19 protein-coding genes are annotated in these 24,506 nt (G+C 72.9%); 8 read left to right on the forward strand and 11 right to left on the reverse strand.

Annotated features, from left to right (window positions below; all coding sequences use genetic code 11):
* The first annotated feature begins 152 nt into the window (after positions 1-152).
* Complete coding sequence (locus ACIA8L_RS20740; RefSeq protein ID WP_395906787.1) at positions 153-659, forward strand: DUF1269 domain-containing protein; 507 nt, start codon at positions 153-155, stop codon at positions 657-659.
* On the opposite strand, the gene ACIA8L_RS20745 is transcribed toward ACIA8L_RS20740, so the two are convergent.
* Genes ACIA8L_RS20745 through ACIA8L_RS20755 form a run of 3 tightly spaced genes read right to left on the reverse strand, consistent with a single transcriptional unit; the run spans position 656 to position 4,316 of the window.
* Entirely contained in the window at positions 656-1,600 is a 945-nt protein-coding gene (locus ACIA8L_RS20745; protein WP_395906789.1) for an AI-2E family transporter, read from the reverse strand. The genes ACIA8L_RS20740 and ACIA8L_RS20745 overlap by 4 nt on opposite strands.
* The gene (locus ACIA8L_RS20750) at positions 1,597-3,915 is read right to left on the reverse strand and encodes a cation-translocating P-type ATPase (RefSeq protein WP_395906791.1); all 2,319 of its coding nucleotides are present in this window, start codon (positions 3,913-3,915) and stop codon (positions 1,597-1,599) included. Before ACIA8L_RS20750 ends, ACIA8L_RS20745 begins: the two co-directional genes overlap by 4 nt.
* Positions 3,891-4,316, reverse strand: a complete 426-nt coding sequence (locus ACIA8L_RS20755) for a cation-transporting P-type ATPase (RefSeq protein ID WP_395906793.1) — start codon at positions 4,314-4,316, stop codon at positions 3,891-3,893. The genes ACIA8L_RS20750 and ACIA8L_RS20755 overlap by 25 nt, the downstream gene beginning before the upstream one ends.
* 95 nt (positions 4,317-4,411) lie before the next feature.
* Between ACIA8L_RS20755 and ACIA8L_RS20760 the strand changes: the two genes are divergently transcribed.
* The gene (locus ACIA8L_RS20760) at positions 4,412-7,162 is read left to right on the forward strand and encodes an ATP-binding protein (protein WP_395906795.1); all 2,751 of its coding nucleotides are present in this window, start codon (positions 4,412-4,414) and stop codon (positions 7,160-7,162) included.
* On the opposite strand, the gene ACIA8L_RS20765 is transcribed toward ACIA8L_RS20760, so the two are convergent.
* Complete coding sequence (locus ACIA8L_RS20765; RefSeq protein WP_395906797.1) at positions 7,159-8,190, reverse strand: Gfo/Idh/MocA family protein; 1,032 nt, start codon at positions 8,188-8,190, stop codon at positions 7,159-7,161. The two genes, ACIA8L_RS20760 and ACIA8L_RS20765, sit on opposite strands and share 4 nt — an antisense overlap.
* 87 nt (positions 8,191-8,277) lie before the next feature.
* On the reverse strand, positions 8,278-9,504 hold the full coding sequence (locus ACIA8L_RS20770) for a D-alanyl-D-alanine carboxypeptidase family protein (protein WP_395906799.1): 1,227 nt from the start codon (positions 9,502-9,504) through the stop codon (positions 8,278-8,280).
* A gap of 106 nt (positions 9,505-9,610) precedes the next feature.
* Here ACIA8L_RS20770 and ACIA8L_RS20775 point away from each other — a divergent pair, with 106 nt between their 5' ends.
* The 3 genes from ACIA8L_RS20775 (at position 9,611) to ACIA8L_RS20785 (ending at position 12,857) form a co-directional block, all read left to right on the forward strand.
* Positions 9,611-11,869, forward strand: a complete 2,259-nt coding sequence (locus ACIA8L_RS20775) for a putative bifunctional diguanylate cyclase/phosphodiesterase (RefSeq protein WP_395906801.1) — start codon at positions 9,611-9,613, stop codon at positions 11,867-11,869.
* Between the two features lie 36 nt (positions 11,870-11,905).
* On the forward strand, positions 11,906-12,553 hold the full coding sequence (locus ACIA8L_RS20780) for a nitroreductase (protein WP_395906803.1): 648 nt from the start codon (positions 11,906-11,908) through the stop codon (positions 12,551-12,553).
* A gap of 88 nt (positions 12,554-12,641) precedes the next feature.
* Entirely contained in the window at positions 12,642-12,857 is a 216-nt protein-coding gene (locus tag ACIA8L_RS20785; protein ID WP_395906805.1) for a hypothetical protein, read from the forward strand.
* Positions 12,858-12,978: 121 nt separating this feature from the next.
* On the opposite strand, the gene ACIA8L_RS20790 is transcribed toward ACIA8L_RS20785, so the two are convergent.
* Together ACIA8L_RS20790 and ACIA8L_RS20795 are read right to left on the reverse strand one after the other, a co-directional pair.
* Positions 12,979-14,331, reverse strand: a complete 1,353-nt coding sequence (locus tag ACIA8L_RS20790; protein WP_395906807.1) for a chitosanase — start codon at positions 14,329-14,331, stop codon at positions 12,979-12,981.
* 89 nt (positions 14,332-14,420) lie between these two features.
* On the reverse strand, positions 14,421-16,664 hold the full coding sequence (locus ACIA8L_RS20795) for an ATP-binding protein (RefSeq protein WP_395906809.1): 2,244 nt from the start codon (positions 16,662-16,664) through the stop codon (positions 14,421-14,423).
* A gap of 69 nt (positions 16,665-16,733) precedes the next feature.
* On the opposite strand from ACIA8L_RS20795, the gene ACIA8L_RS20800 reads away from it, so the two are divergent.
* Together ACIA8L_RS20800 and lysS are read left to right on the forward strand one after the other, a co-directional pair.
* Positions 16,734-17,111: a response regulator transcription factor gene (locus ACIA8L_RS20800; protein ID WP_395906811.1), complete on the forward strand. Its 378-nt coding sequence runs from the start codon at positions 16,734-16,736 to the stop codon at positions 17,109-17,111.
* 33 nt (positions 17,112-17,144) lie between these two features.
* Positions 17,145-18,806, forward strand: coding sequence for a lysine--tRNA ligase (gene lysS, locus ACIA8L_RS20805; RefSeq protein ID WP_395906813.1), 1,662 nt, complete (start codon positions 17,145-17,147; stop codon positions 18,804-18,806).
* A gap of 640 nt (positions 18,807-19,446) precedes the next feature.
* Here the strand turns inward: lysS and ACIA8L_RS20810 are convergent.
* The gene (locus ACIA8L_RS20810) at positions 19,447-20,826 is read right to left on the reverse strand and encodes a glycosyl hydrolase family 18 protein (protein WP_395906815.1); all 1,380 of its coding nucleotides are present in this window, start codon (positions 20,824-20,826) and stop codon (positions 19,447-19,449) included.
* Positions 20,827-20,988: 162 nt separating this feature from the next.
* Between ACIA8L_RS20810 and ACIA8L_RS20815 the strand changes: the two genes are divergently transcribed.
* Positions 20,989-22,203, forward strand: coding sequence for a ricin-type beta-trefoil lectin domain protein (locus ACIA8L_RS20815; protein WP_395906817.1), 1,215 nt, complete (start codon positions 20,989-20,991; stop codon positions 22,201-22,203).
* Positions 22,204-22,250: 47 nt separating this feature from the next.
* On the opposite strand, the gene ACIA8L_RS20820 is transcribed toward ACIA8L_RS20815, so the two are convergent.
* The 3 genes from ACIA8L_RS20820 to ACIA8L_RS20830 are packed head-to-tail and all read right to left on the reverse strand — an operon-like array spanning position 22,251 to position 24,460.
* Positions 22,251-23,096 (reverse strand): EamA family transporter, encoded by an 846-nt coding sequence (locus ACIA8L_RS20820; RefSeq protein ID WP_395906819.1) that lies wholly within the window; start codon positions 23,094-23,096, stop codon positions 22,251-22,253.
* A gap of 45 nt (positions 23,097-23,141) precedes the next feature.
* A complete protein-coding gene (locus ACIA8L_RS20825; protein WP_395906821.1) occupies positions 23,142-24,125 on the reverse strand; it encodes an LD-carboxypeptidase in 984 nt (327 codons plus the stop codon).
* Positions 24,122-24,460, reverse strand: a complete 339-nt coding sequence (locus tag ACIA8L_RS20830) for a winged helix-turn-helix transcriptional regulator (protein WP_395906823.1) — start codon at positions 24,458-24,460, stop codon at positions 24,122-24,124. Before ACIA8L_RS20830 ends, ACIA8L_RS20825 begins: the two co-directional genes overlap by 4 nt.
* Positions 24,461-24,506 lie beyond the last annotated feature (46 nt).

Consider the following 24,506-nt stretch of genomic DNA (forward strand, 5'->3'; position numbering starts at 1 on the left):
CCGACACCTCCGCAAGCTCCGGCGCCGGCCTGAGCCAAATCTGTGCTGGCCCCATCGCGGCCACTCCGCTCCGCTCCGTACCGCTCATGCGCCGAGGTCACCATCCGCGCGGGTGGGGCGGCATCACCCGCGGTGGCCGGAATCTGGAGCCCATGAGCGATCTCATTGCGATCGGATACCGCGACGTCGCGACCGCGAACGCCGCCCGAGAGAAGATCATCGACCTGCAGCGGCAGGGCCTGATCAAGGTCCGTGACGCGGCCGTCGCCGAGTCGGAGCCCGGCGGCAAGGTCAAGCTGCACCAGTCGGCGTCCGCGGTCGGCGCGGGCGCGGCCGGCGGGGCCCTCTGGGGCGGCCTCATCGGCCTGCTCTTCCTGGCCCCGTTCCTCGGCATGGCCGTGGGCGCGGGCGCCGGGGCCCTGGCCGGCAAGGCCGTCGACACCGGCGTCGACGACCGCTTCATGAAGGACGTGGGCGCGGCGCTGCAGCCCGGCTCGGCGGCGCTGTTCCTGCTCGTCGACCAGGTCACCGTGGACAAGGTCATCGCCGAGATGGCGCCGTACAACTTCGGCGGGCGGCTGCTGCGCAGCTCCCTGAGCACGACCGCGGAGCAGCAGCTGCGCGACGCCATCGAGGCCGCCCACCTGACCTCCGTCTAGCCGTCGGCGTCGTGGTGGGCGGTGTGCCGCGCCGTCCACCACGACCGGGCGATCGCGGCCAGGGGCGGGGCCAGGAACACTCCGCACAGGCCGCCGAGGGCCGCGCCGAGCACCGTCACGGCGAGCACGACGACCGGGTGCAGGTTGAGGGCCTTGCCGAAGACGTACGGGCGCAGGATGCCCTCGAGGACGTTCTGCGTGATGAGGACGATGACGGCCATCCACACGGCCGTGGTGACCCCGCCCGCGCCGAGCGCCAGCAGGACCGCGAAGACGGCGGAGACCCAGGCGCCGAGGTACGGCACGAACGCCGCGACGAACGTCACGACGGCGATGGTCAGCAGGAACGGCACGCGCAGGACGGCCGCGCCGAGGGTGATGACGGCGGCGTCCATGGCCGCGATGATCGCGGTGCCGACGATGTACCGCCGCAGCTGGGTTGTCGCCCCCGCCGGCACCTTTCCCCGGGTCAGCCGGGGACCGTCGCGCAGCAGGTAGTACAGCAGGTAGGTGCCGACGAGGAACCCGACCGCGACCTGCCCGGCGACGACGGCGCCGTCGAGGACCGCGGAGCCGACGCCGAGCAGCGCCGCCCGCCGGGCCGCCGGGTCCGGGACCGGCAGCTGCCGCTTGGCCTCGGCCAGTACCGGCACCCAGTCCCCGGCCTGTGCCAGGAGCACCCAGACGAGCAGCCCGCCGACGAGCAGCAGCCCGAGCGGCAGGACGAGCGCGGCCAGCAGCGCCGCCGGGCCCCGCCCCAGCCCGACCCGGCGCAGCCGTTCGACGAGCGGGTGCACGGTCACCGCGATGACGACCATCAGCAGCAGCGGCATCAGCAGCGGCACCAGGACCCCGGCCGCGGCCGCGGCGAGCCCGGCCCCGCCGACCACGCCGACCACCGACCATCCGATCCGCCCGAGGCGGCGCAGCGTGTCGTTCACCGCCGGACCGCCTTGCGCACCTCCGACAGCACGACCACGGTCAGCGACGCGGCCAGGCAGGCGAGCCACTGCCCGACGCCGAGGTGCACCGTGTCCAGCAGCCGCTGCAGCGGGCCCAGCTCGGTCGCGAGGACGATCGCGAGCAGCGACAGGCCGCTGGTGAGCAGGAACCGGTGGTCGTCGAACGTGTCGAGGCTGAACACCGAGCGGGTCTCGCTGCGCACGGTCACCGCCAGGAACAGGTTGAGCAGCGAGAACGTGGTCAGGCCCATGGTCCGCGCGACGGCCGGGCCGGAGACGGCGTCGGCGGCGGCGATGACGGCCAGGGTGGTCGCGCCGAGGACGGCTCCGATGACGGTCAGCCGGCCGAGGGTGCGCCCGGGCAGCAGCGGCTCGTCGCCGCCGCGGGGCGGACGGTGCATGATGTCCGGCTCGGGGCGGCCGTAGCCGAGCCCGACGGCCTGGAAGACCTGGGTGGTGAAGTTGACCCAGAGCGTCTGCAGCGGCAGGAACGGCACCCCGGCGGCAATGCCGAGGACCCCGGCGCCGAGGAACGTGGCGATGAAGCCGATCAGGGCGCCCATCTGGAAGTAGACGTACCGCTTCAGGTTGTCGTACAGCGCCCGCCCGATGGCGACGGCCTTGACGATCGTGGCGAAGTCGTCGTCGGTGAGGATCATCGCGGCGGCCTCCTTCGACACGTCGGAGCCGGTGATCCCCATCGCGATGCCGATGTCGGCCCGTTTCAGCGCGGGCGCGTCGTTGACCCCGTCGCCGGTCATGGCGACGATGTGGCCCTGGCGCCGCAGGAGCTCGACGAGGCGGACCTTGTGCTCGGGCGTGACCCGGGCGATGACGCCGATGCCGCCGAGCTCGCGGGTCGCGGTCTCGTCGTCCATGGCCGCGAACTCGGCGCCGGTGATGGCCCGGCCGGGGATGCCGAGCTGCCCGGCGATGGCCCCGGCGGTGACCGCGTGGTCGCCGGTGATCATGCGGACGGCGATGCCGACGGCCCGCGCGGCCGCGATCGCCTCCTTCGCCTGGGGCCGCGGCGGGTCGACGATGCCGGCCAGGGCGAGCGGGGTGAGCCCGTCGAGGCGGCCGAGCAGGTCGCCGGCGGGGTCGAAGCCGGCCGGGTCGTAGTCGCGGCGGGCCGTCGCGAGGACGCGCAGCCCCTGCCCGGCCATCCGCTCGTTCTCGGCCAGGTACCGCCCGCGCTCCTCGTCGCCGAGCCCGGTCCGGGCCAGGAGCTGGTCGGGGGCGCCCTTGACGAAGCAGCGCACGACGTCGCGGCCGGCCTCGTCGGTCATCCGGTGGTAGGTCGCCATCAGCTTGTACGCCGCGTCGAACGGGATCTCGGCGATCCGCGGATACCGCTCCCGGGTCGCCGCCACGTCGAGGCCGCCCTTCTCGGCGAGGACGACGAGCGCCCCCTCGGTCGGGTCGCCGACCAGCCGCCCGCCGGAGACGACGGCATCACCGCACAGAGCGAAGGGCAACAGCAATTGCTCCGGGTGTACTGCCGGATCGCCCGCGATTCGCCGGATGTCCCCGTCGGCGGTGTAGCCCGTGCCGGTCACCGTGTAGCGCCGGCCGGGGACGGCCACCTCGGCCACCGTCATCTGGTTGAGCGTCAGCGTCCCCGTCTTGTCGGAGTTGATCGCGGACGTGGACCCGAGGGTCTCGGTGGAGCGCAGCCGTTTCACGATCGCGCCGGAGCGGGCCAGCAGCTGCGTGCCGAGGGACAGGATGGTCGTCACGACGGCCGGCAGCCCGGTCGGGATGGCCGAGATCGCGAACGCGATCGCCGCGGTGACGACGACGTCGAACGGGTTGCCCCGGGCCAGGCTCAGCAGCACCGACAGCAGCAGCGCGGCCCCGGCCACGACCAGGATCTGGTTGGTCAGCCGGCTCAGCTGCCGGGTCAGCGGCGTCGGCGGCTCCTGGCCGGTCTGCAGCAGCCCGGAGATCCGGCCCACCTCGGTGTCCATGCCGGTGGCGGTGACGACCAGTTCGCCGGTGCCGCGGGTGACGTTCGTGTGCATGTACACCATGTCGGCCCGGTCCCCGAGCGCCGCGGCGGCCGCGGCGACGACCCCGGCGTCCTTGCCGACCGGCACGCTCTCCCCGGTCAGCGCCGACTCGTCGACTTCGAGCCGCACCGACCGGACGAGGCGACCGTCGGCCGGCACCCGATCACCGGCCTCGACGAGGACCACGTCCCCCGGCACCAGGTCCTCGGCCGGCACGGATTCGGTCCGCCCGCCCCGCCGCACCCGGGCCCGGGTGATCATCGCCTCCTGCAGCGCGGACACGGCGGCCGCGGCCGCGACCCGCCGCCGGCCGACTGCGCCTCGACCGACGAGGCCTGTGTCGCCTGACAGCCCTCCTGCCGCAGCCCGAGGACGGCGTTGAGCAGGGTGAGGGCGATCAGCAGCAGCCCGGTGCCGAGCTGGCGCAGCGGGTAGACGCTGCCCAGCCCGGCCACCAGCAGCACGATCTGCATCGGGTCGGCGTACTGCCGCACGAACGCCCGCCACCGCCGCTCCGGCCGGGCCGCGGTGAACCGGTTCGGCCCGTGCTCGGCCCGCCGCCGCGCGGCCTCGTCGGCGCTCAGCCCGGCCCGCGCGTCGACCCGCTCGGCGGCCAGGACCTCCTCGGCCGGCAGCGCGTGGAACGGCGGGTCCTGCGTCTGCGGCACCAATGTATCCGTCACAGCGCCGGTCCCTACCCGCCCGCCCGCGCATCAGTCCGGCCCTGCGTCGCTTGTCATATGGAACGCGCGCACCGGACCCCGGTACGCTCGCGTTCGTGATCTCCGAGCCGTTACCCGGCCGGTCCGGCGAGTGCCTGGCCGTCGACGAGTTCACCGAGACCGTACGCTCCGGCCTCAGCGCCGCCCTGGTCCTGGCCGGGGAGCCCGGCATCGGCAAGACCCGGCTGCTCGACCACGCCGCCGCGGCCGCCGACGGCCTGCGGGTGGCCCGGGTGGCCGGGGTCGAGCCGGAGCGCGGCCTGGCGTTCGCGGCCCTGCACCGGCTGCTGCGGCCGTTCCTGGCCCGGGTCGGCGATTTGCCGGACCCGCAGCGCACGGCCCTGTCCATGGCGTTCGGCCTGACCACGGGCGCGGCCGCCGACCTGTTCCTGATCGGCCTGGCCACCCTGACCCTGCTGGCCGGCGTGGCCGAGGACCGCCCCCTGGTGTGCCTGGTCGACGACGCCCACTGGCTGGACCGGGAGTCCCTGGCCGTCCTGGCGTTCGTGGCCCGCCGCCTGCACGCCGACCGCCTTGGCCTGCTCATCGCCGTGCGCGACGACGAGCCGGGAGCCGCGCCCGCGCTGGCCGGCCTGCCGACCCTGGCCCTGACCGGCCTGCCCGGCACCGCCGCCCACGACCTGCTGGAGCGCTCCGCACCGGGCGGCGTCACCCCGGCCGTGGCCGAACGCATCATCGCCGACACCCGCGGTAACCCCCTGGCCCTGATCGAGCTGACCGCCGAGCTGACGACCGACCAGCTGTCCGGCGCCGCTCCCCTCCCCGACCGCCTCCCCCTCGGCCGCCGCCTGGAGGAGCACTTCCTGCGCCAGGTGCGCCTCCTGCCCGCGCCCACCCAGTCCCTGCTCCTCCTGGCCGCCGCCGCCCCACCCGACGACGCCGCCCTGCTCTGGCGGGCCGCCGCCGAGCTGCACCTGCCACCGGGCGCCGCCGACCCGGCCGTGGCCGCCGGCGTCCTGACCGCCGCCCCCGCCCTGGCCTTCCGCCACCCGCTGATCCGCTCGGCGGTGTACTCGGGCGCCGAGGCCGCCGCCCGCCGCCGCATCCACGCCGCCCTGGCCACCGCCATCGACGCCCAGGCCGACCCGGACCGGAGGGCCTGGCACCGCGCCGAGGCGACCGCCGGCCTCGACGAGGACGTGGCCGCCGAGCTCGAGCGCGCCTCGGCCCTGGCCGGCGCCCGCGGCGGCAACGCGACCCTGGCCCTGTTCCTGGCCCGCGCGGCCGAGCTCAGCCCCGACCCCCAGGACCGCGCCCGCCGCCTCCTGGTCGCGGCCGAGGCCCACCTGGTCGCCGGTGACCCGGCCGCGGCCGAACGCTGCCACGCCCTGGCCCTCCCCGAACTGCGCACCCCGGTCGAGCTGGCCACCGCCCACCGCCTGAAAGCCGCCCTGTCCTGGTTCGGCGGCGGCATCGCCACGGTGACCTCGGCGGCGATGCTCGCGGTGGCCGCCGACGCCGAACTCCCGGCCGACCTGCGCGACGGCCTGCTCTTCGAAGCCATCGCCGCCGCCGTCCTGGCCGGCCGCCACACGACCGGCACCACCCTCGCCGACCTGGGCCGAGCCGCGCTCACCGGGCCGGGTGAGCGCAGGGCGGGGAGCACGGTGCGGGTGCTCGTCGACGCGTTCGCCACGCGGATCGCGGTCGGGTACGGGGCCGCGGCGCCGTTGTTGCGTGCGGCGGTGGCGGCGCTGCGGGACGAGCGGGAGGTGGCGCACGGGACCGTGCCGTTCGTCATGACCGGGCAGTGGGTGGCCGACGACCTGTGGGACGACGAAGGGTTCCACGCCATCCTCGAGCACGCCGACACCCTCGCCCGGCGGCAAGGGGCCCTCCACGCCCTCTACGCACAGCTGGCCGGGCGGGGCACGGCGGCCGTCTGGTCCGGGGAGTTCGAGCGGGCCGCGGCCTGCTTCGCCGAGGCCGACGACCTCGGGCCGGCGATCGGGGTGCCGGCCGGGGACACGTCCCGCCAGGTCGAGCTGCTCGCGTGGCGGGGTCGGGAGGCCGAGGCCCGGGCCGCCGCCGAGACCGCGGTGACCGTGTGGGAGGGGCAGCTCGGGTACGCGATCCTCGGCGACCACGCCCGGCACTCCCTCGCGGTGCTCGAGCTCGGGCGGGGGCGCTACGCCGAGGCCGTGGAACTCCTCGCGCCCGGATTCCACGAGGATGTCATCGCCCACGGGAACCGGGCCGTGCCCAACCTCGTCGAGGCGGCCGTGCGGGCCGGGGACCGGGAGCTCGCCGCGGCCGCGCTGGAGCGGCTCCGGGAGCGGGCGACCGCCAGTGGCACCCCGTGGGCGCTGGGCCTGCTGGCCCGGTCGAAGGCGCTGCTGGCCGGGGCCGAGGACGCCGAGGCGCTCTACCGCGAGGCCGCCGAGCATCTCACCGGCACGACGATCGTCACCGAGCTGGTCCGCACCTACCTCCTGCACGGCGAGTGGCTGCGGCGGCAGAAGCGGCGGGCCGAGGCCCGGGCCCAGCTGCAGATCGCCTACGACAGTTTCGCGGAGATGGGCGCGGCCGCGTTCGCCGAGCGGGCCCGCATCGAGCTGCAGGCGACCGGGCGCAAGGCGCGGGCCCGCACGGCGGTGCCGGACCTCGATCTCACGCCGCAGGAGGCCCGGGTCGCCGCACTGGCCGCGGAGGGCGCGACCAATGCCGAGATCGCCACCCGACTCTTTGTGACCGCGTCGACAGTGGAGTACCACCTCATGAAGATCTTCAGAAAACTGGGGATCACGTCCCGGCGGCAGCTGGCCCGGGTGCTCAGCAGCCGTTAGGCGGCCCGCTCGTTGGGGTAGACGAGGCCGATCTGGCGGCGGATCTCGTCCAGGGTCCGCATGATCGTCAGCGTCTCGGCCAGCGGCAGCAGCGGCGACTCGGTCGAACCGGCGCGGAGCAGCTCGGCGAAGTGCGCGGCCTGGTAGACGAGGCCCTCGTGGCCGGCGATGGCGGGGGCGGCGGACTCCTGGGTCTCGCCGGTGCGGGTGGTGAGGCGCACGGCCTGCGGCACGTAGAAGTCACCGGCGATCTCGATCCGGGCGGCGGTGCCGGAGACGCTCGCCGTCGTCGGCGTCTTCGCGGTCTGGGTGGTGGAGACGATGCCGTGCGCGGCCCCGGTCCGCAGCACCGCCGTGACCTGCGCGTCGACGCCGGTCGCGGTCATGGTGCCGGTGGCCTGGATCTCGTCGGGGGCGCCGAGGACGAACGAGGTGAACGAGACCGGGTAGATGCCGAGGTCGAGCAGGGCCCCGCCGGCCAGGTCGGGGTTGAGCAGGCGGTGCGCGGGGGCGATGTCGAAGTACTGGCCGTGGTCGCCGGCGGTCGTCTGGACCTCGCCGAGGGCACCGTCGGCGAGCAGCTGCCGCACAACGTCGTAGTGCGGCAGGAAGCGGCTCCACATCGCCTCCATAAGCAGCAGACCGGAGGCGCCGGCGAGGTCGACGAGCTCCGCCGCCTGGGCCGCGTTCTGCGTGAACGCCTTCTCGATCAGCACCGGCTTGCCCGCCCGCAATGCGAGGCGGGCCTGCTCGGCGTGGTGGCTGTGCGGGGACGCGACATAGACGGCGTCGATGCCGTCGTCGGCGACGAGGGCCTCGTAGGAGCCGTACGCGCGGGCGCCGTAGCGGGCCGCGAACTCCTCGGCCCGCGGCTGCGACCGGGAGCCGACGGCGGCGACGGTGGACTTCGAGTACTTGTGCACGGCGTCGGCGAACTGACCGGCGATCCAGCCGGGCGCGATGATGCCCCATCGGATCGGCGGGGCGTCCGCGGGGTCGGCGGTCCGGGCGCTGGGCAGAGTCGTCATGATCGAAAGTTACACCGCCGGGACCGGCTCGGGCCGCCGGCCCGCGCAGCGCGCCGGCGGCCGCCCGGAGCACGGGCCGGCCCGGTGCTAGACCCGGACCCGGCGGGCGCGGCGGATCATCACCACGGTGCCGGCCGTGAAGAGCGCGACGAGCAGGGCCAGGGCCACCACGCTGAACGACAGCGTGCGGCCGGGCACGGACGGCTGGGCGCCCGCCGTGCCCCCGGCCGCGGCCGCCGGCGGTGTGCTCGGGGTGGGCGACGGCGGCGGGGTGTGCAGCTTCGCCGCCTCCTCCACGGTGACGAGGTGCCCGACGGACGCGCCGGCCGGCTGCGCGAACCCCCAGTCGAGCAGCGTCGTGCCCTGCTTCCAGGCCCGGGCCGGGACGATCTCGGCGCCCATGATGGTGACGACGAGCCGGCGGTCGCCGCGCTTGGCCACGCCGACGTACGTGTGCCGGGCCTCGTCGGTGAAGCCGGTCTTCCCGCCGATCCCGCCCGGATACTCGGTCAGCAGCTTGTTCTCGTTCTGGATCTGGAAGCCCTTGGGGTCCTTCGGCGGCGCCGCCGGCCACTGGTAGCTCAGCATGCTGTCGTACTGCACGAAAGCCGGGCGGTCGAAGTTCTCGCGGGCGATCAGGGCCAGGTCGTAGGCGCTGGTGAACTGGTCCGGGGCGTCGTAGCCGGACGGCGTGACGGCGTGGGTGTCGTCCGCGCCGAGCCGGTGCGCCTCGGCGTTCATCGCCGCGACCGTGGCCGCCTCCCCGCCGTCCCCGCCCGCGACCCGGGCCAGGGCGGCCGCGGCGTCGTTGCCGGACTCGAGCAGCAGCCCGATCCACAGGGCCGACACCGGGTACTTCCCGCCGGCGATCAGCCCGACCAGTGAGCTGTCCGCGGGGACGTTCACGTCGCTCTCGGTCGCCTCGACGACCAGGTTCGGGTCGAGCTTCGGCAGTGCGGCCGCGGCCAGCAGCAGCTTCTGGACGCTGGCCGGGCGGCGGCGCAGGTGCGGGTTGCAGGCGCCGAGGACCTCGCCGGTGTCGAGGTCGGCGACCATCCAGGCCATCGCCGAGGTGGTCGGCGGGGCGGCGGCGCCGGCGGGGACGGCCAGGCCGGTGGTGCCCAGCCGCGGCCCGCCGACGACGGGCGCGGCCGGGTCCCGCTCCGGGGAAGCCGGCGTGGGCGGGATGGTGGCGATGGACGCGTATGGGCACGGCACGACGGTCGTCGTGTCGGCCGGTGCGGGCGAAGGCTCCAGCACCGGCCCGACCAGCGACACGGCCATCACGGCCGCGACAAGTCGTCCGACTACCATGGTCCAAAGACTATAAGGCGGCAGTGGTACCCGCTGACGGGTCACAATCACGAGACTGCACCAGAACCGCACTCAGCTCCGGCCGCGGCGCACCGAAGAAGCGGGCATGCCGGAAAGTGCGCTCGAGCAGCACGAGATCGAGTACCGGGCCCGTCAGATCAGGCTTGGAACCTGGGTCGCCGTTGGGGTCGTCCTCATCGGCGCCGTGCGCGCGCACCTGGACTGGGGCAGCGGACCGTGGGTGGTCAGCGCCATCGCCCTGGGCGCGGTCGCGCAGGCCGGGCTGGGGCTGCTGCCGTGGGAGCGGTACGTCGAGGCCTCCTGGCTGCCCCGCGCGCTCGCCGCCTGGTGGCTGGCCAACCTCGCGCTGCTGCTCGCCTACACGGCGTACGACACCGCCGCCCTGGCCATCTACCCGGCCGGCGTGATGCTGGTCCTGGCCTCGGCGGCCGCCATGGCCGACAAGGGCTCGGTGATCGCGATCGGCGCGCTCAGCGTCCTGGGCTACCTCGGGCTGTTCCTCACCCGCGACCGGCCCGTCGGCGGCACCCTGGCCGCGCTGACCGTCGCGCTCATGGCCGGGGTCGCCTGGTTCTGCGCGCAGACCGCCAGCAACCGCCGCCGCATGGACCGGGCCCGCGGCGCCGCCGAGCGCAAGGTCGAGGCGCTGCTGGAGGCGTCAACCGACGCGGTCCTGGCCATCCGGGCCGACGGCGGCGGCGTCACCTACGCCAGCCCGTCGGTGAAGACGGTCCTGGGCTACGACCCGCGGTTCGTCACCAGCGCCATGCTGTCCGAGATCACCCACCCCGACTTCCTGCCCATCTCGCAGGAGTGGTGGCGCGGTGTCATCACCGGCGGCCCCGGCTACACCGGCCGCGCCGAGTCCCGGGTCCGTCGGGCCGACGGCACCTGGATCTGGGCCGAGGTCATCGGCACCAACCGCACCACCGAGGCCCCGCTCTACGCCGCCGTCATCAGCATCCGCGACATCACCGGCCGCAAGGAGCTGGAGGAGGAGCTGACCCGGCAGGCGTTCGCCGACTCGCTGACCGGCATGCCCAACCGGGCCCTGTTCCGCGACCGCCTCGAGCACGCCATCGCCCGCAACCGCCGCGGCGGCGGCCGCATCACCCTGCTGCTGGTCGACCTCGACGATTTCAAGCTGGTCAACGACAGTCTCGGGCACAACGCCGGCGACCAGCTCATCGCCACCACCGCGTTGCGCCTGCACCAGCAGCTGCGGGCCGCCGACACCCTGGCCCGCCTCGGCGGCGACGAGTTCGCGATCCTGGTCGAGGACATCACCGAGATCGAGGCGATGGACCTGGCCGAGCGGCTCCTCGCGGCGATCCGCCGCCCGCTGCGCCTCGGCAACCGCGACGTCGTCTCGTCGGCCTCGATCGGCGTGGCGACCGCGAAGGCCGGCGACGGCGACGACGGCCCCGACCCGGGTGAGCTGCTGCGCAACGCCGACCTGGCGATGTACGCGGCGAAGGGCGACGGCCGCGACCGCTACGCCCTGTTCGACCCGGCCATGTACGCCGGCATCATGCGCGAGGCCGAGGACCGGGCCGAGCTCGAGCGGGCCCTGGCCCGGGACGAGTTCGTCGTGCACTACCAGCCGATCGTCGACCTGCCGACCAGCCGCCTGATCGGGGTCGAGGCCCTGGTCCGCTGGGAGCACCCGGCCCGCGGCATGATCGGCCCGAACGCGTTCATCCCCCTGGCCGAGTCGACCGGCCTCATCGTTCCCCTGGGCCGCTGGGTCCTGCGCCAGGCCTGCGAGCAGCTGGCCCAGTGGCGGGTGGAGTTCCCGGCCGCGGCCGCGATCCGGGTCAACGTCAACCTGTCGGCCCGCCAGTTCCAGCACGAGGGCCTGGTCGAGGAGGTCGCCGGCATCCTGGCCGAGACCGGCGTCGACCCGCACCAGATCGTCCTGGAGATCACCGAGTCGCTGCTCATGCAGGACACCGACTCCACGATCGAGACGCTGGGCCGCCTCAAGGCGCTGGGCGTCCGCCTGGCCATCGACGACTTCGGCACCGGCTACTCGTCGCTGTCGTACCTGAAGCGCTTCCCCGTCGACATCCTCAAGATCGACCGTTCGTTCGTCGACGGCATCACCACCGAACACGGCGACGCCACCCTGGCCGAGGCCGTCGTCCAGCTGGGCCGGGCCCTGCAGCTGCAGACGGTCGCCGAGGGCATCGAGACGGCGGAGCAGTGGTCGACGCTGCAGGACCTCGGCTGCGAGTTCGGCCAGGGCTACCTGTTCGCCCGCCCCGGCGCCGCCGACGCGATCGCCTCGATCCTCGGCGACGCCAAGGTCCCCGAGACCAGCAGCTCCGACTCCGCCCGCTGAGCTTGTCATACTGGATCGATCGACGTATACGAGGCCGTGGACACCCGCCGCGCGGTGCGGGCGTTCACCGACGAGCCGGTCCCCCGCGCGGTCCTGCGACGCGTCCTGACCGCCGCCACCCGGGCCCCATCCAGCGGCAACCTGCAGCCCTGGCACGTCTACGTCGTGACCGGCGCCCCGCTGGCCGACCTGAAACGCCGCGCGACGGCCAGGGCGCTCGCCGGTGACCCGGGCGACGAGCGCGAGTACCCGATGTACCCGCCCGCCCTGCACCCCCCATACTCGGACCGCTTCACCGCCGCGGCCGTCCAGCGGTATGCGGCTTTGGGCATCGACCGCGACGACCCGGCCCGCCCGTCGAAGATCGCCGCCCTCAACTCGGCCGCCTTCGGCGCCCCGGCCGTCCTGTTCTGCTACCTGGACCAGACAATGGGCCCGGGCCAGTGGACCGACGCCGGCATGTACCTGCAGACCGTCATGCTCCTCCTGCGCGCCGAGGGCCTGCACACGTGCCCGCAGGTGATGTGGACGCAATACCGCACAACGGTGAGCGAGACCGTAGGCGCCCCCGCCAACCTGATCCTGCTCTGCGGCGTCTCGGTAGGCCACGCGGACCCAACCGTCCCCCCGCTGCGCACCACTCGGGCCACCATGCCCGAAACAGTCACCTTCATCGACACCTGACCCACCACCCACGCCCCGCCGCCCGATCACCTCGGCCGAATGGGCGACAGCTCGTACCGCCGTCGATGCGTGGGATAGGTTCGGCGGCGTGAGTGACTTCGTGGTTCGGCGACCACGTGACATTCCGGCCGGCACGACGCACACCTTCGCCACGGTCGACGATGGCGGTGCCGACGTCGTCGCGGTCATGACGCCAGAGGTGGATGCGCTCGTCGCCGCGCTGCACGGCGCCACGACTGACGAGGAGCGGGCCGCGGTCTGGGCCCGCCACAACTCGTCGGTCGTAGTAGCCGAAGACGGCTGACCCGGCGCCGTTTCGCAAGGCGCGCCGGATCAGCCGTCGAAGTCGTAACTCCGGCCCCGCACGACCGCACGCGGTGGCGTGGATCGTGCGGGGGCGCGGGTGGAGGCGAAGCTTCCCCTGCCTAATTGGCAATAGAGAAGGGGTCGCCGTAGACCTTCCAGGACAGCGGCGGGTCGAGGTCGAAGTTGCGGTTGTTCAGGAAGACCCGCTGGGCCGTGTCCACGCGGCTGGTGTCGCTGTGGGCTTCCTCGGTCTTCATGGCGGCCACGCGGGCGTCCAGGAATGCGTTGAGGTACGTTGCCTCGTCGCCGCCCTGGGCCGGAGTCTTCGCCTTGGCCATGGCGGCCTTGCGGATGCCGCCGAAGCTCACGGCGCTGTTGCCCGGGCCGTGCATGACGATCGCGTCGTAGTAGATGAACTGGCCCAGAGCCCTCAGGCCGTCGGACTTCGCCTGGTTGACGGACGGGTTGAAGTACACCCGGTCGCGTTCGTCGTTCTGCGCCTGCTGGAATGCGGGGTCGTTGGCCGCCGTCTTCCAGTCTTTCGTGAAGTTGGGGTCCAGGCCGGTGTGCGAGTCGGAGCCGTCGACACTGCGCAGAGCCGGCAGGTATTTCGCCAGGACGTTGCCGGGGACCCGCTGCGTATAGAGCTGTACCAATTCCAGCATGTCGCCGGTGCCGGAGCAGAAGCCGATGATGCCGGCCGTGTAGCCGCGGCCGTCGCCGATATCTTCGATGTACTTGTACTGCGCCTTCCAGTCCAGCGACGAATTCTCGGCCGAGGACACCAGCTGCATCGCGATGTCCTTCTTGCGCGGGTCGTTCAGATCCTTGCCCGGCGTGCCGGTCGGGCTTTTCGTCGGCGAGGCACTCGCGGACGCGCTGCGGGACGGCGACGCCGTTGCGGAAGCAGAAGCGGAAGGCCCGGCGGTGGTACTGCGTGAGGCCGACACGGAACCCGTCGGCGTCCCCTCGGTGCTGCCGTTGCCGTACACCTTGAACTCATACAGCGAGTAGCCGTACTGCGTGCCCCGGGCCGTGCCGAACAGCCGCACATACCGCCCGGTGCCGCTCAGCCCGGTGAGGTCGTCCGTGCCGCCGTCGCCCTTGGTGGTGCTGTAGATGGTCGACCACGTGGACCCGTCCGCCGAGGTCTCGAGGCGATACGCCTTGCCGTAGGCCGCCTCCCAGTTGAGGTTCACGTGCGTGATGGTCCGCGAGGCGCCCAGGTCGACGCTGATCCACTGCGGATCGGAGCCTTCCAGGCTGGCCCACCGCGTGCCGGTGTTGCCGTCGAACGCCAGGCCGGGCCCGAGCGACGCCAGCTCCACCGACGACGAGGAGGCCGGCTTGCCCTGCGACAACAGGGTCTCGGTGGCCGCGTCGGCGCCCTGCATGACCAGGACCGTGGTCACGGTGCCGACGGTCAGCAGGGCCGCGGCGCCCAGCCCGGCCAGCCTGAGGGGGTGGTTCACGAAGGGCCTCCAGACAAGATCTAACAGGCAACTTGCCTGCCAGATCCTTCGATCGGACGCCCTCGATGTCAATCGTCTTAAATAAGAGTTCATTTCACTTTATGGTTGGCCGCAACCACGACACCGTCACGCGCGGACGCAGCCTCCCGCACTGCCGTCGCAGGCTCGGCCTCCCGCACCGCCGGCGCGGACCCGGACCCCGGCACCGCGGGCGCGGGCGCGGCTGGCGCGGGCGCGGCGGGCGCGGGCGCGGCGGGCGCGGGCGCGGCGGGCGAGGGGCGCTGCTGCCGGTGCCGGTCGTCGGCGACGCCGGGGAGCAGGACGCTGAACCGAGTACCCCCGCCGGGGTTGTCCTCGACCGTGATCGAGCCGCCGTGGCGCTCCACGATCCGCCGGCAGATCGCCAGGCCCAGGCCGGTGCCGCCGTAGTCGAGGGGGCGGGCCCGGTGGAACGACTCGAACACCCGGCCCTTCTCGTCGTCCGGGATGCCGATGCCACGGTCGGCGACGACGAGGCGTACGCCGCCGGGGACGGCCGCGGCCGAGATCTCCACCTGGGGTGCCATGCCGGCCGGGGTGTACTTGACGGCGTTGCCGACCAGGTTGTCCACGACCAGGCGGAGCAGGCCGGGGTCGGCGCGGACGGGCGGCAGCGGGCCGATCCGCACCGACGGCGCCGGCGGGGTCACGTCCAGGACCGCGGGGGACAGGAACGCGACCGGGCGGGGCGCGGTGCGCTCGGCCACCACGGACTCGACCAGTGCGACCAGGTCGACGTCGGCCACGTCCAGCGGTGCGTCCCGGGCGGTGGTGTACGCGAGGAGGTCGTCGATGATCTCCCGCATCCGGGTCGCGCCCTGCCGGACCCGCTGCAGCGCGGCCGTGGCGGTCTCGGCGCGGGGCGGCGTGGAGGACACCGCGTCGGCCGCCACCGCCGCGAATCCGTGCACGGCGGTCAGCGGGCTCTTCAGGTCGTGCGCCACCACCGCCGCGAACTGCGCCAGCTCGGTCTCGTAGCGGCGCAGCGCGGTGACGTCGTGCAGGACGGCGACGGCGCCGCGGGGACCGCCGCGGGTCCGGTCCAGGGGGCGGGCGCTGACGCTGACCACGATGCCGTCGGGGTGGGTCGGGTTGCGGATCACCATCTCGGCCCGGTCCACCGGCTCGCCGGCCAGGGCCCGCACCAGCGGCAGGTCGGCGGCCGGGAACGGGGTCACCCGGTCGGGCCGGTAGACGCCGTAGTGCGCGGGCCACTCGGCCAGGGCGACCGCGTCGCCGGCGGCACCGAGCAGCTGCCGGGCGGCCGGGTTCTGCAGCAGGATGCGGCCGTCCTCGCCGACGACGGTGACGCCCTCGCTGACGCTCTGCAGGATCGCCTGCTGCAGAGCGGCCTGGTCGCGGACCTCGGCGCCGGCCGCGCGCAGGTCCCGGGTCGCCTCCCCCACCAGGTCCAGGGCCTTGGCCCGGCGGGAGCCCAGGACGTGGACGAGGACCGCGACCAGCACGCTCAGCAGGACCCCGGCGGCCGCGGCGACGAGCGGGCGGTCGGTGTACGCGCCGGGCAGTTCCCGGGGGTCGGCCGCCAGTTTCAGCCGCCACTGCCGCTGCGCGATGCTGACATCGGCGGTGCGCACGAGCGCGTCCGTTCCAGGAGCCGTCGGGTGTACTGTCGCGAGCGGCAGCAACCCCCCGCCCTCCTGGGCCGCCGAGAGTGTCGCCGTGACCCGCGGGTGCACGACCGTGCCGATGGCACCGCCGAAGAACTCCGGCCCCCGCAGCCCCAGCAGCACAAACCCGCGCAGCGTCCCGTCCGGGGCGAGCACCGGCGTGGCCAGGTTGAGGGTGCGGCGGCCCTGCGCGTCGACGGCGGCCGTCGACACCGCGGCGCCGCCCAGGCTCCGGGACTCGCTGAGCACGTCGGCGATCTCCGGTACCCCCGCGAAATCCATGGTTGTGGCGGCCGGCTCCCGTCCGTCCAATTGCCGGCCGTAGACGGCGAGATAGTGGGTTTCCTGGGGCACCACGTAGACCACCGCGGTGGAGCCGGCCAGGTTCTCGCCCGGCACGCGGGCGGTGGCCCGGTCGAACGCCGCCTGCGTGATCAGGTCGTGGGAGCCGAGGGCGGCGGCCAGGTTGTCGATCGTGTCGAGGTACCGCTGGACCTCCCCGCCCACCGCGGCCTGGGCCAGGTCGACCTGCCGGTCCATCGCCTGGGCGGCCGAGCGCCGCTCCTTCTGGATCAGTACCGCGCTCACGCCGGCGGTCGCGAGCAGCCCGAGCAGGAGCACGACCGCGGCCAGCGCGATCGGCACGTACCACCGCCCCGAATGCACGGCTCAACGGTATTTGACCGGATTTGTTCATATAGTGGGTTGACGGAGATCGGTACGGGGAGGATGCGGATGTCGACCGTTCTGGTGGCCGAGGACGACCTGGCCATCCGCGACCTGCTGACGTTCCTGCTCGACACGTCCGGCCACCAGGTCCTCGCCTGCGCGGACGGCGGCAGCGCCCTCGACACGGCCCGCCGCGAACACCCGGACCTGGCCATCCTCGACGTCAGCATGCCCGGCATCAACGGCCTCGAGGTCTGCCGGGCCCTGCGCGAGACCGCCGACACCGAGCAGATGCCGGTGCTGATGCTCACCTCGCACGGCCAGTGGCTGGACGTGAGCACCGGCTTCGCCGCGGGCGCCGACGACTACCTGGTGAAGCCGTTCGAGCCGAGCGAGCTCATGTCCCGCATCTCGACATTGCTGCGGGAGTCGGGGGCCGAATAAAAATGGCTGGAGCGGGTCGGCCAGAATAAACGGGTGACGCACAGTATCGCTGACGACTGGGTAGCCCGCTTCGCCGACGAGGTCATCGAGGCCGCGAAGGACCGCGAAGAGGGCAAGCCCATCGTCTGCGCGTCCGGCCTGAGCCCCTCCGGCCCCATCCACCTCGGCAACCTCCGCGAGGTCATGACCCCGCACCTGGTCGCCGACGAGATCCGCCGCCGCGGCCACGACGTCGTGCACATCCTGTCGTGGGACGACTTCGACCGGTTCCGCAAGGTCCCGGCCGGCATCGAGGGCGTCGACGAGTCCTGGGCCGAGCACATCGGCCGCCCGCTGACCAGCGTCCCGCCGCCGCCCGGCAGCCCCTACGGCAGCTGGGGCGAGCACTTCAAGGCGGCCATGGCGGCCTCCCTCGAGGAGCTCGGCGTGCGCTACCGCGGGATCAGCCAGACCGAGATGTACGCCTCCGGCGCCTATGTCGAGCAGATCCTCCTGGCCATGCGCGAGCGCAACCACATCGACGCCGTGCTCGGGAAGTACCGCACGAAGATCGCCCCGGAGGAGAACGACGAGGACGGCGAGGGCGCCACCGGCTACTACCCCTACCGGCCCTACTGCGCCGTCTGCAACCGCGACACGACGACCGTCACCGCCTACGACGACGACACCACCGAGCTGACCTACACGTGCTCCTACGGCCACGGCGCGACCGTGCTGCTGCGCGAGCACCGCCACGGCAAGCTGGTGTGGAAGGTCGACTGGCCGATGCGCTGGTCCTACGAGGGCGTCCACTTCGAGCCGTCCGGCGTCGACCACACCTCCCCCGGCTCGTCGTTCGTCGTCGGCACCCAGCTCGTCGCCGAGGTCTTCGGCGCCAAGGCCCCGATCGGCCCCATGTACGCGTTCGTCGCCATCGCCGGCCAGGCCAAGATGAGCAGCTCCCGCGGCGGCGTCCCGGTCCCCGGCGACGCGCTCACCGTCATGGAGGCGCCGCTGCTGCGCTGGCTCTACAGCCGCCGCCGCCCCAACCAGGCGTTCAAGATCGCGTTCGACGACGAGATCCAGCGCATGTACGACGAGTGGGACACCCTCGGCCGCAAGGTCGGCGAGGGCACCGCCGCACCCGCCGACGCCGCCGCCTACCACCGCGCGGTCGGCACCGCCGCCGGCCCGCTCCCGGTGACCCCGCGCCCGCTGCCATACCGGATGCTCGCCTCGGTCGCCGACATCACCGTCGGCGACCCGGACCAGATGCTGCGCATCCTCAGCGACATCGACCCCGCCAACCCGGTCGTCACCCTCGACGACGTCCGCCCCCGCCTCGACTGCGCGGTACGCTGGGTCACCACCTACGTCCCCGACGAGTCGCGCACCCACGTGCGCACCGAGCCGGACAAGGATCTGCTCGCCTCCCTGGACGAAGAGCAGAAGGCAGCATTGGTACTGCTCGCGCAGCGCCTCGACGACCAGTGGTCCCTCGAAGGCCTCACCAGCCTGGTCTACGGCGTCCCGAAGATCCGCCTGGGCCTGCCCATGGACACCAAGCCGACCCCGGAGCTGAAGGTCGCCCAGCGCGAGTTCTTCTCGCTGCTCTACCGCCTCCTGGTCGGCCGCGAGTCCGGCCCCCGCCTGCCCACCCTGCTCCTGTCCCTGGGCGCCGCCCGCGTCCGCACCCTGGTCGGGCAGGACGCTTGACGCTGTAACCGGCCGCACCGCGCTCGCTGTTGCACCCCGCTCGGAGGGGCACCGCGATGTGCGCTCGGCCGATGGTCACTACCGGAACAGCTTTGGTTACGACCATGGTCTGGTCGCGGTTTGTCTGGTGGCGGTCCGCCTGTCGCTGCGCGGCCCGCCGTGGTCACCATTCGGTGGTAACGATTCGCGGCGCCTACGGCGAAAAAGCATTGCGATTCGTCGGTGATAGATGCGTGATTTCTGGCCGAAAGCCGCCAAAGGCGCCCAAAAACCAGCCACCAACGAACCAGATCCGCCCTTGTCGCCGCAGGCGCCCCCGCGCCGTTACCACCGAATAGTGACCACGACGGACCCGCCGGCGAACTACGAACCCCAGCCACCGATCGGGCAACCAAAGAACGGTCGCAGCCAAAGCTACTCCGGTAGTTCCCATCGGCCGAGCGCACATCGCGGTGCCCCTCCAGCCGGGGTGCCGCAACGCCCTCCGCCTTCGCCAACTGCGCGGCGACCTGCTTCGGATTTTCGCCTGACGGGGTATTTGCAGGATTGCGCGCATGGCTGGTCGGGCGGCGGGGCGCGGCCGCCGTGGGTGTGGCTGCGGTGGAGCTCGTCAGCCGGGACGCACGGCGGCCGCGGTGGGCTACGGGAGGACCCAGCGCTGGTTGGCGCCGGCGAAGCAGTCCCAGATCTGCAGGCGCGCGCCGTCGGCGGAGCTGTTGTCGCTCACGTCCAGGCAGCGGCCCGAGGTGGGGTTGCGCAGGGTGCTGTCGGCGGTGTTGTACGTCCATTTCTGGGCGCCGGTGCCGTTGCAGTCGTAGAGCTGGATCTTGGTGCCGTTGGCGGTGCCGGCCGCGGTGATGTCCAGGCACTTGCCGAGGGCGCGCAGGGTGCCGTCCGTGGCGACCGTCCAGGTCTGCGCGTTCGTGCCGTTGCAGGTGTACAGCTGAATCGCGGCACCGTTCGCCGACGACGCGGCGGCCACGTCGATGCACTTCGACGCCAGGCCCGTGATGCGGCCCGTGCGGCCGGTCGGCGGCGGGGTGGTCGGGCCGACGCCGCCGGTCGCGGTCTCGTAGGCCGCGTTGATGAGCGAGTTGGCGCCCGTCGCGTCCTGGGACAGCTCCCAGAACATGATGCCGCCGCCGTTGGCCATGGCCCAGCTCGTCTTGCGCCGGACCGTGCCCAGGCCGTTGTAGCACTCGTTCACGCCGTTGACGGTGACGCAGTCGCGGTTGGCGTTGGCCGGGTCGCGGGCCACGAGGTCGGCGTAGGTGACGTAGCTGGGGCGGGAGTACACCGGCACGCCGATGACGGCCTTGTTCGCCGGCAGGCCACGGCCCTTCCAGAAGTTGACGGCGGCGACGGACCAGTCGTAGTTCGCGTGCGGGCTGCCGCCGTCGTAGGTCATGATGTTGAGCCAGTCGACGTAGCCGAAGACGGCCGGCTGGACGCCGCTGGCGGTGCCGCCCTCGGAGACGACGGCCGCGGTGAGCAGCTTGCCGCGGCTGTGCATCGCGGTGCTCAGCTGCGACATGAGCGCGGTGTAGTTGTTGCCGGAGGTGCCGGGGTCGGGGTACTCCCAGTCGATGTCGACACCGTCGAGGTTGTACTGGTTGATCAGGTTGACGACGTTGTTGACGAACGCCGTGCGGGCGGTCGCGTTGCCGGCCAGGGCCTCGAACGCGGAGTCGTTGCCGTCGTTCCAGCCGCCGATCGAGATCGAGACCTTGGTGCCGGCGGCGTGGCCGAGGGACACGATCTGCTGCAGCTTCGACGGGTTGTCCAGCCCGCCGAGGCTGCCGTTGCTGTTGGGCAGCACGAACGCGTAGTTGACGTGGGTCAGCTTGTTGTACTGGATGGCGGTGGCGCTGCCGGCCCACGACGGCATGTAGCCGATGCTGCGGAAGCCGTTGGGCAGGGTGGCGGCGTTGGCGGCGGGCTGGGCGGCCAGGACAACGGCCAGGCCGGCGGCGGCCGTGACCGCCGCGATCGCCGCGGCGGCGAGGGCGGATCGTCGCATAGGGGCTCCTCGGGTAAAGGTGCCGCCGACGATAGGAAAGTTAACTATTAGTTGTCAATGCGTGTCTTAGTTCAAGTCATATATTGACGCACGGCCGGACAAGCCATAGCCTCCGATGGATCTGTTAAGTAACCTCACAAATCCGCCTGGGGAGGTAAGCAGATGCGCAGACTCAGGTCACTGGCGTCCGCCGCGCTGATGGCGACGATCGCCGCGACCGGCCTGATCGTCGCGGCGGCACCCACCGCCGCGCAGGCCGCCGTCGTGTGGAACGAGGACTTCAGCGGCGCCAGCGGTCAGGGCGTCGACGCCTCGAAGTGGAACTTCGACACCGGGGGCGGCGGCTTCGGCAACTCCGAGCTCGAGTACTACAACAGCGGTACCAGCAACGTGTTCCAGGACGGCCAGGGCCACCTGGTCATCGAGGCCCGGCGCGAGAGCGGCGGGCGCACCTGCTGGTACGGCACGTGCCAGTGGACCTCCGGGCGCATCCAGACGGCCGGGAAGTTCACCCAGCAGTACGGCCACATCGAGGCCCGCATCCAGGTCCCGAAGGGCAACGGCCTGTGGCCCGCGTTCTGGATGCTGGGCGGCGGCAACTGGCCGAACGACGGCGAGATCGACATCATGGAGAACGTCGGCCGGGACCCGAACACGGTCTACGGCACCATCCACGGCCCCGGCTACTCCGGCGGCAACGCGGTCGGCGGCACCCGTAACATCGGCCAGCCCCTCGGCAACGCCTACCATACGTTCGCTGTCGACTGGTCGCCCAACCTGATCATCTGGACGATCGACGGCTCGGAGTACTTCCGCGCCACCCCGGCCAGCACCCGCGGCAACCCGTGGGTCTACGACCATCCGTTCTTCATCATCCTCAACCTGGCCGTGGGCGGCCCGTTCCCCGGCAGCCCCGACGGCAGCACCCCGTCCGTCAACCGGATGCTCGTCGACTACGTCCACGTGAGCACGTCGAGCACCACTCCCCCGCCGGGCGGCAACGCCCTGCGCGGGACGGAGAGCGGCCGCTGCATCGACATCCCCGGCGCCAACCCCGCCGACGGTGTCCGCCTGCAGGTCTACGACTGCAACGGCACGGGCGCGCAGCAGTGGACGATCGGCTCGGACGGCACCGTGCGGGCCCTCGGCAAGTGCATGGACGCCGCCGCCGCGGGGACGGCGAACGGCACCGCGATCCAGCTGTACACCTGCAATGGCACGAACGCGCAGAAGTTCACCCTCTCAGCCGCCGGTGACCTGGTGAACATCGCCGCGAACCGCTGCGTCGACGTGGCCGGCCACGGCACCGCCAACGGCTCCCAGCTGCAACTGTGGGACTGCACCGGCGCCGCCAACCAGAAGTGGACCCGCGCCTGAGGTCCTCGTGCTGAGCGGGGCCGGACGCGTCCGGCCCCGCTCAGCGTCTACAGACTCACCAGCACGATGCCGGCCGCGACGACGGCCGCCGCGATCGCCCGCCGCCGCCCCAGGTCCTCACCGAGGAACGCGGCCCCGATGAGCGCCCCGATCACGATGCTGCACTCGCGCAGCGCCGCGATCGCGGCCGTGGCCCCGCTGGTCTGCGCGACGAGCACGAGCCCGTAGGCGGCGATGGAGACCAGGCCGCCGCCGATCCCCGCCGCCCAGAGCCCCCGCGCCTGCTCGACGAGCTTGCCCTTCCGCCGCACGAGCGCGATCACCGGCAGCACGGGGCCCTGCAACAGGAACAGCCACGCCGCGTACACCGGCACGGGCGTGACGGCGACCGCGGCCGCGTCGACGACCGTGTACCCCGCGATCGCCACCCCGGTCGCGAGGGCCGCCCCGATCACCGCCCGCCCGCGCCGCACCCCACCGACGAACGCCAGGCCGAGCAGCCCGGCGGTGATCACCACGATCCCGGCCGCCTGCACCCACGGCATCCGGTGCCCGAGCACCAGCACGATCACCGCGACCAGCCACGGCGCGCTGCCGCGGGCCAGCGGATACGCCTGGCTGAAGTCCCCGAGCTCGTAGCTGGCCCACAACAGCAGCACGTAGACCACGTGCAGCCCGGCCGAGGCGATGACGTAGGGCCAGGCTCCGGCCGGCGGCCACCCGAGCACCAGCACCGCCACCCCACCGGCGGCGACGTCGGCCACGCCCATCAACGCGAACCCGACCAGCCGATCCCGGACCCCGTGCGCGACCGCGTTCCAGGCCGCGTGCAGCACCGCGGCACCGAGGGTGAGCGCGACGACCCCGCCGCTGAGACCACTCGCGGCATCCACCGAGGAGGCTCCTTCACGTCGAGTCCGGCGTGGGCGAAGGGATTGCTAGGCCCTGACCGCGGGTTCGAGGAGGGACAGGGTCCGGGCTTCGGCGTCGAGGGCGGCGCGGAGGCCCAGCGGCATGGGGAGGTTGGGGCCGGCGTGGCCGAACTCGACGTTGCCGAGCACCGGGATGTCCCGGTCGCCGAGCGCGTCGAGGACGATGTCGGACAGGGCCGGGAGTCCGGTCGCCCGGGTGCCCAGGCCTTCGATCGCGGCCGGGATGCCCACGACCATGCCGGCGATGCGGTCGAGGATGCCGGCGTGGCGCAGGACGTGCAGGTAGCTCCACACGTATGAGGCCTGGCCGCCGAGCTCCTCCCAGAACAGGATGGCGCCGTCGAACGCCTCGGCCGGTGGGGCGTAGGGCGTCGCCTGGACCAGGGCGATGCGGTTGATCACGCCGCCGATGAGGCGGCCCTCGGCGCGGCCCGGGCGCCAGCACTCCCAGGTCGGGGTCGACGGTAGGAAACCGATCGGTTTTTCCTCGGTCAGCAGGGTACGGTAGAGCCGTTCGAGTGCCGTCCGGCGCTCGGCGGTGGCGGCCGGCCAGGCCGTGCCCAGGCCCGGAGTGGCCAGGTCCGCGTGGAAGCCGACGAGGCCGGTGCGGGCGTGCAGCGCCAGGTGCAGCAGGGAGATGTCGCTGTACCCGAGGATGGGCTTGGGGTCGGCGGTGATCGCGGCGTAGTCGATCAGGTCGAGGTAGCCGAGCACCGCCTGGCCGCCGTCGTGCGCGATGATCGCGCGGACCTCGGGGTCGCGCAGCAGGCCGTTGAGCTCGGCGGCGATCGTCTCCGGCCGGGCCGCCAGCCACCAATGGTGCTGGCCGGCCTCGAGGAGCGGGGAGCGGCGGACGCGGAAGCCCATGTCCCGCAGGACGGTGACGGCGTGGTCGAGGCCGGGCTCGTACTGCGCGTGCAGCGGGCCGGACAGCGCCGCGATGACGACGAGATCGCCGGTTCGCAGGGCCCTCGGGTGCAGGGACCTCATGCTGTGGGCGCCTGGATGGCCGTGCCGGTGCGTTCGGCGCGGGCGGCGCCCCAGTCGTAGAGCGCCTGCAGGACCGGGGCCAGGGAGCGGCCCTCGTCGGTCAGGGCGTACTCCACGTGCGGCGGGTTCGTGCCGAGGTCGCGGCGGGAGATGAGGCCGTCCGCCTCCAGCTCCCGCAGCCGCTGGGTGAGCATCTTCTCGGTGACGTCCGGCATCAGGCGGCGCAATTCACCGTACCGATGGATGCCTTCCTTCAAATGGGCCAGGACGACCGGGCGCCACTTGCCGCCGATGATGTCGACGGCCAGTTCGACCGGGCAGTGGTATCGCTTCACCGGCACACCTCCCCCGACGCACCGAAAGGTGCGTACTTGTCGCAGC

It is taken from the genome of Dactylosporangium sp. NPDC051541 (assembly GCF_044454505.1).
In the GTDB taxonomy this organism is placed as follows: domain Bacteria; phylum Actinomycetota; class Actinomycetes; order Mycobacteriales; family Micromonosporaceae; genus Dactylosporangium.

What these genes read in the sequence shown, in the direction of transcription:
- ACIA8L_RS20740 (WP_395906787.1), top strand. Translation starts at nt 153, where the DNA reads ATGAGCGATCTCATTGCGATCGGATACCGCGACGTCGCGACCGCGAAC.
- ACIA8L_RS20775 (WP_395906801.1), top strand. Translation starts at nt 9,611, where the DNA reads ATGCCGGAAAGTGCGCTCGAGCAGCACGAGATCGAGTACCGGGCCCGT.
- ACIA8L_RS20770 (WP_395906799.1), bottom strand. Translation starts at nt 9,504, where the DNA reads ATGGTAGTCGGACGACTTGTCGCGGCCGTGATGGCCGTGTCGCTGGTC.
- ACIA8L_RS20810 (WP_395906815.1), bottom strand. Translation starts at nt 20,826, where the DNA reads ATGCGACGATCCGCCCTCGCCGCCGCGGCGATCGCGGCGGTCACGGCC.
- ACIA8L_RS20765 (WP_395906797.1), bottom strand. Translation starts at nt 8,190, where the DNA reads ATGACGACTCTGCCCAGCGCCCGGACCGCCGACCCCGCGGACGCCCCG.
- ACIA8L_RS20800 (WP_395906811.1), top strand. Translation starts at nt 16,734, where the DNA reads ATGTCGACCGTTCTGGTGGCCGAGGACGACCTGGCCATCCGCGACCTG.
- ACIA8L_RS20825 (WP_395906821.1), bottom strand. Translation starts at nt 24,125, where the DNA reads ATGAGGTCCCTGCACCCGAGGGCCCTGCGAACCGGCGATCTCGTCGTC.
- ACIA8L_RS20815 (WP_395906817.1), top strand. Translation starts at nt 20,989, where the DNA reads ATGCGCAGACTCAGGTCACTGGCGTCCGCCGCGCTGATGGCGACGATC.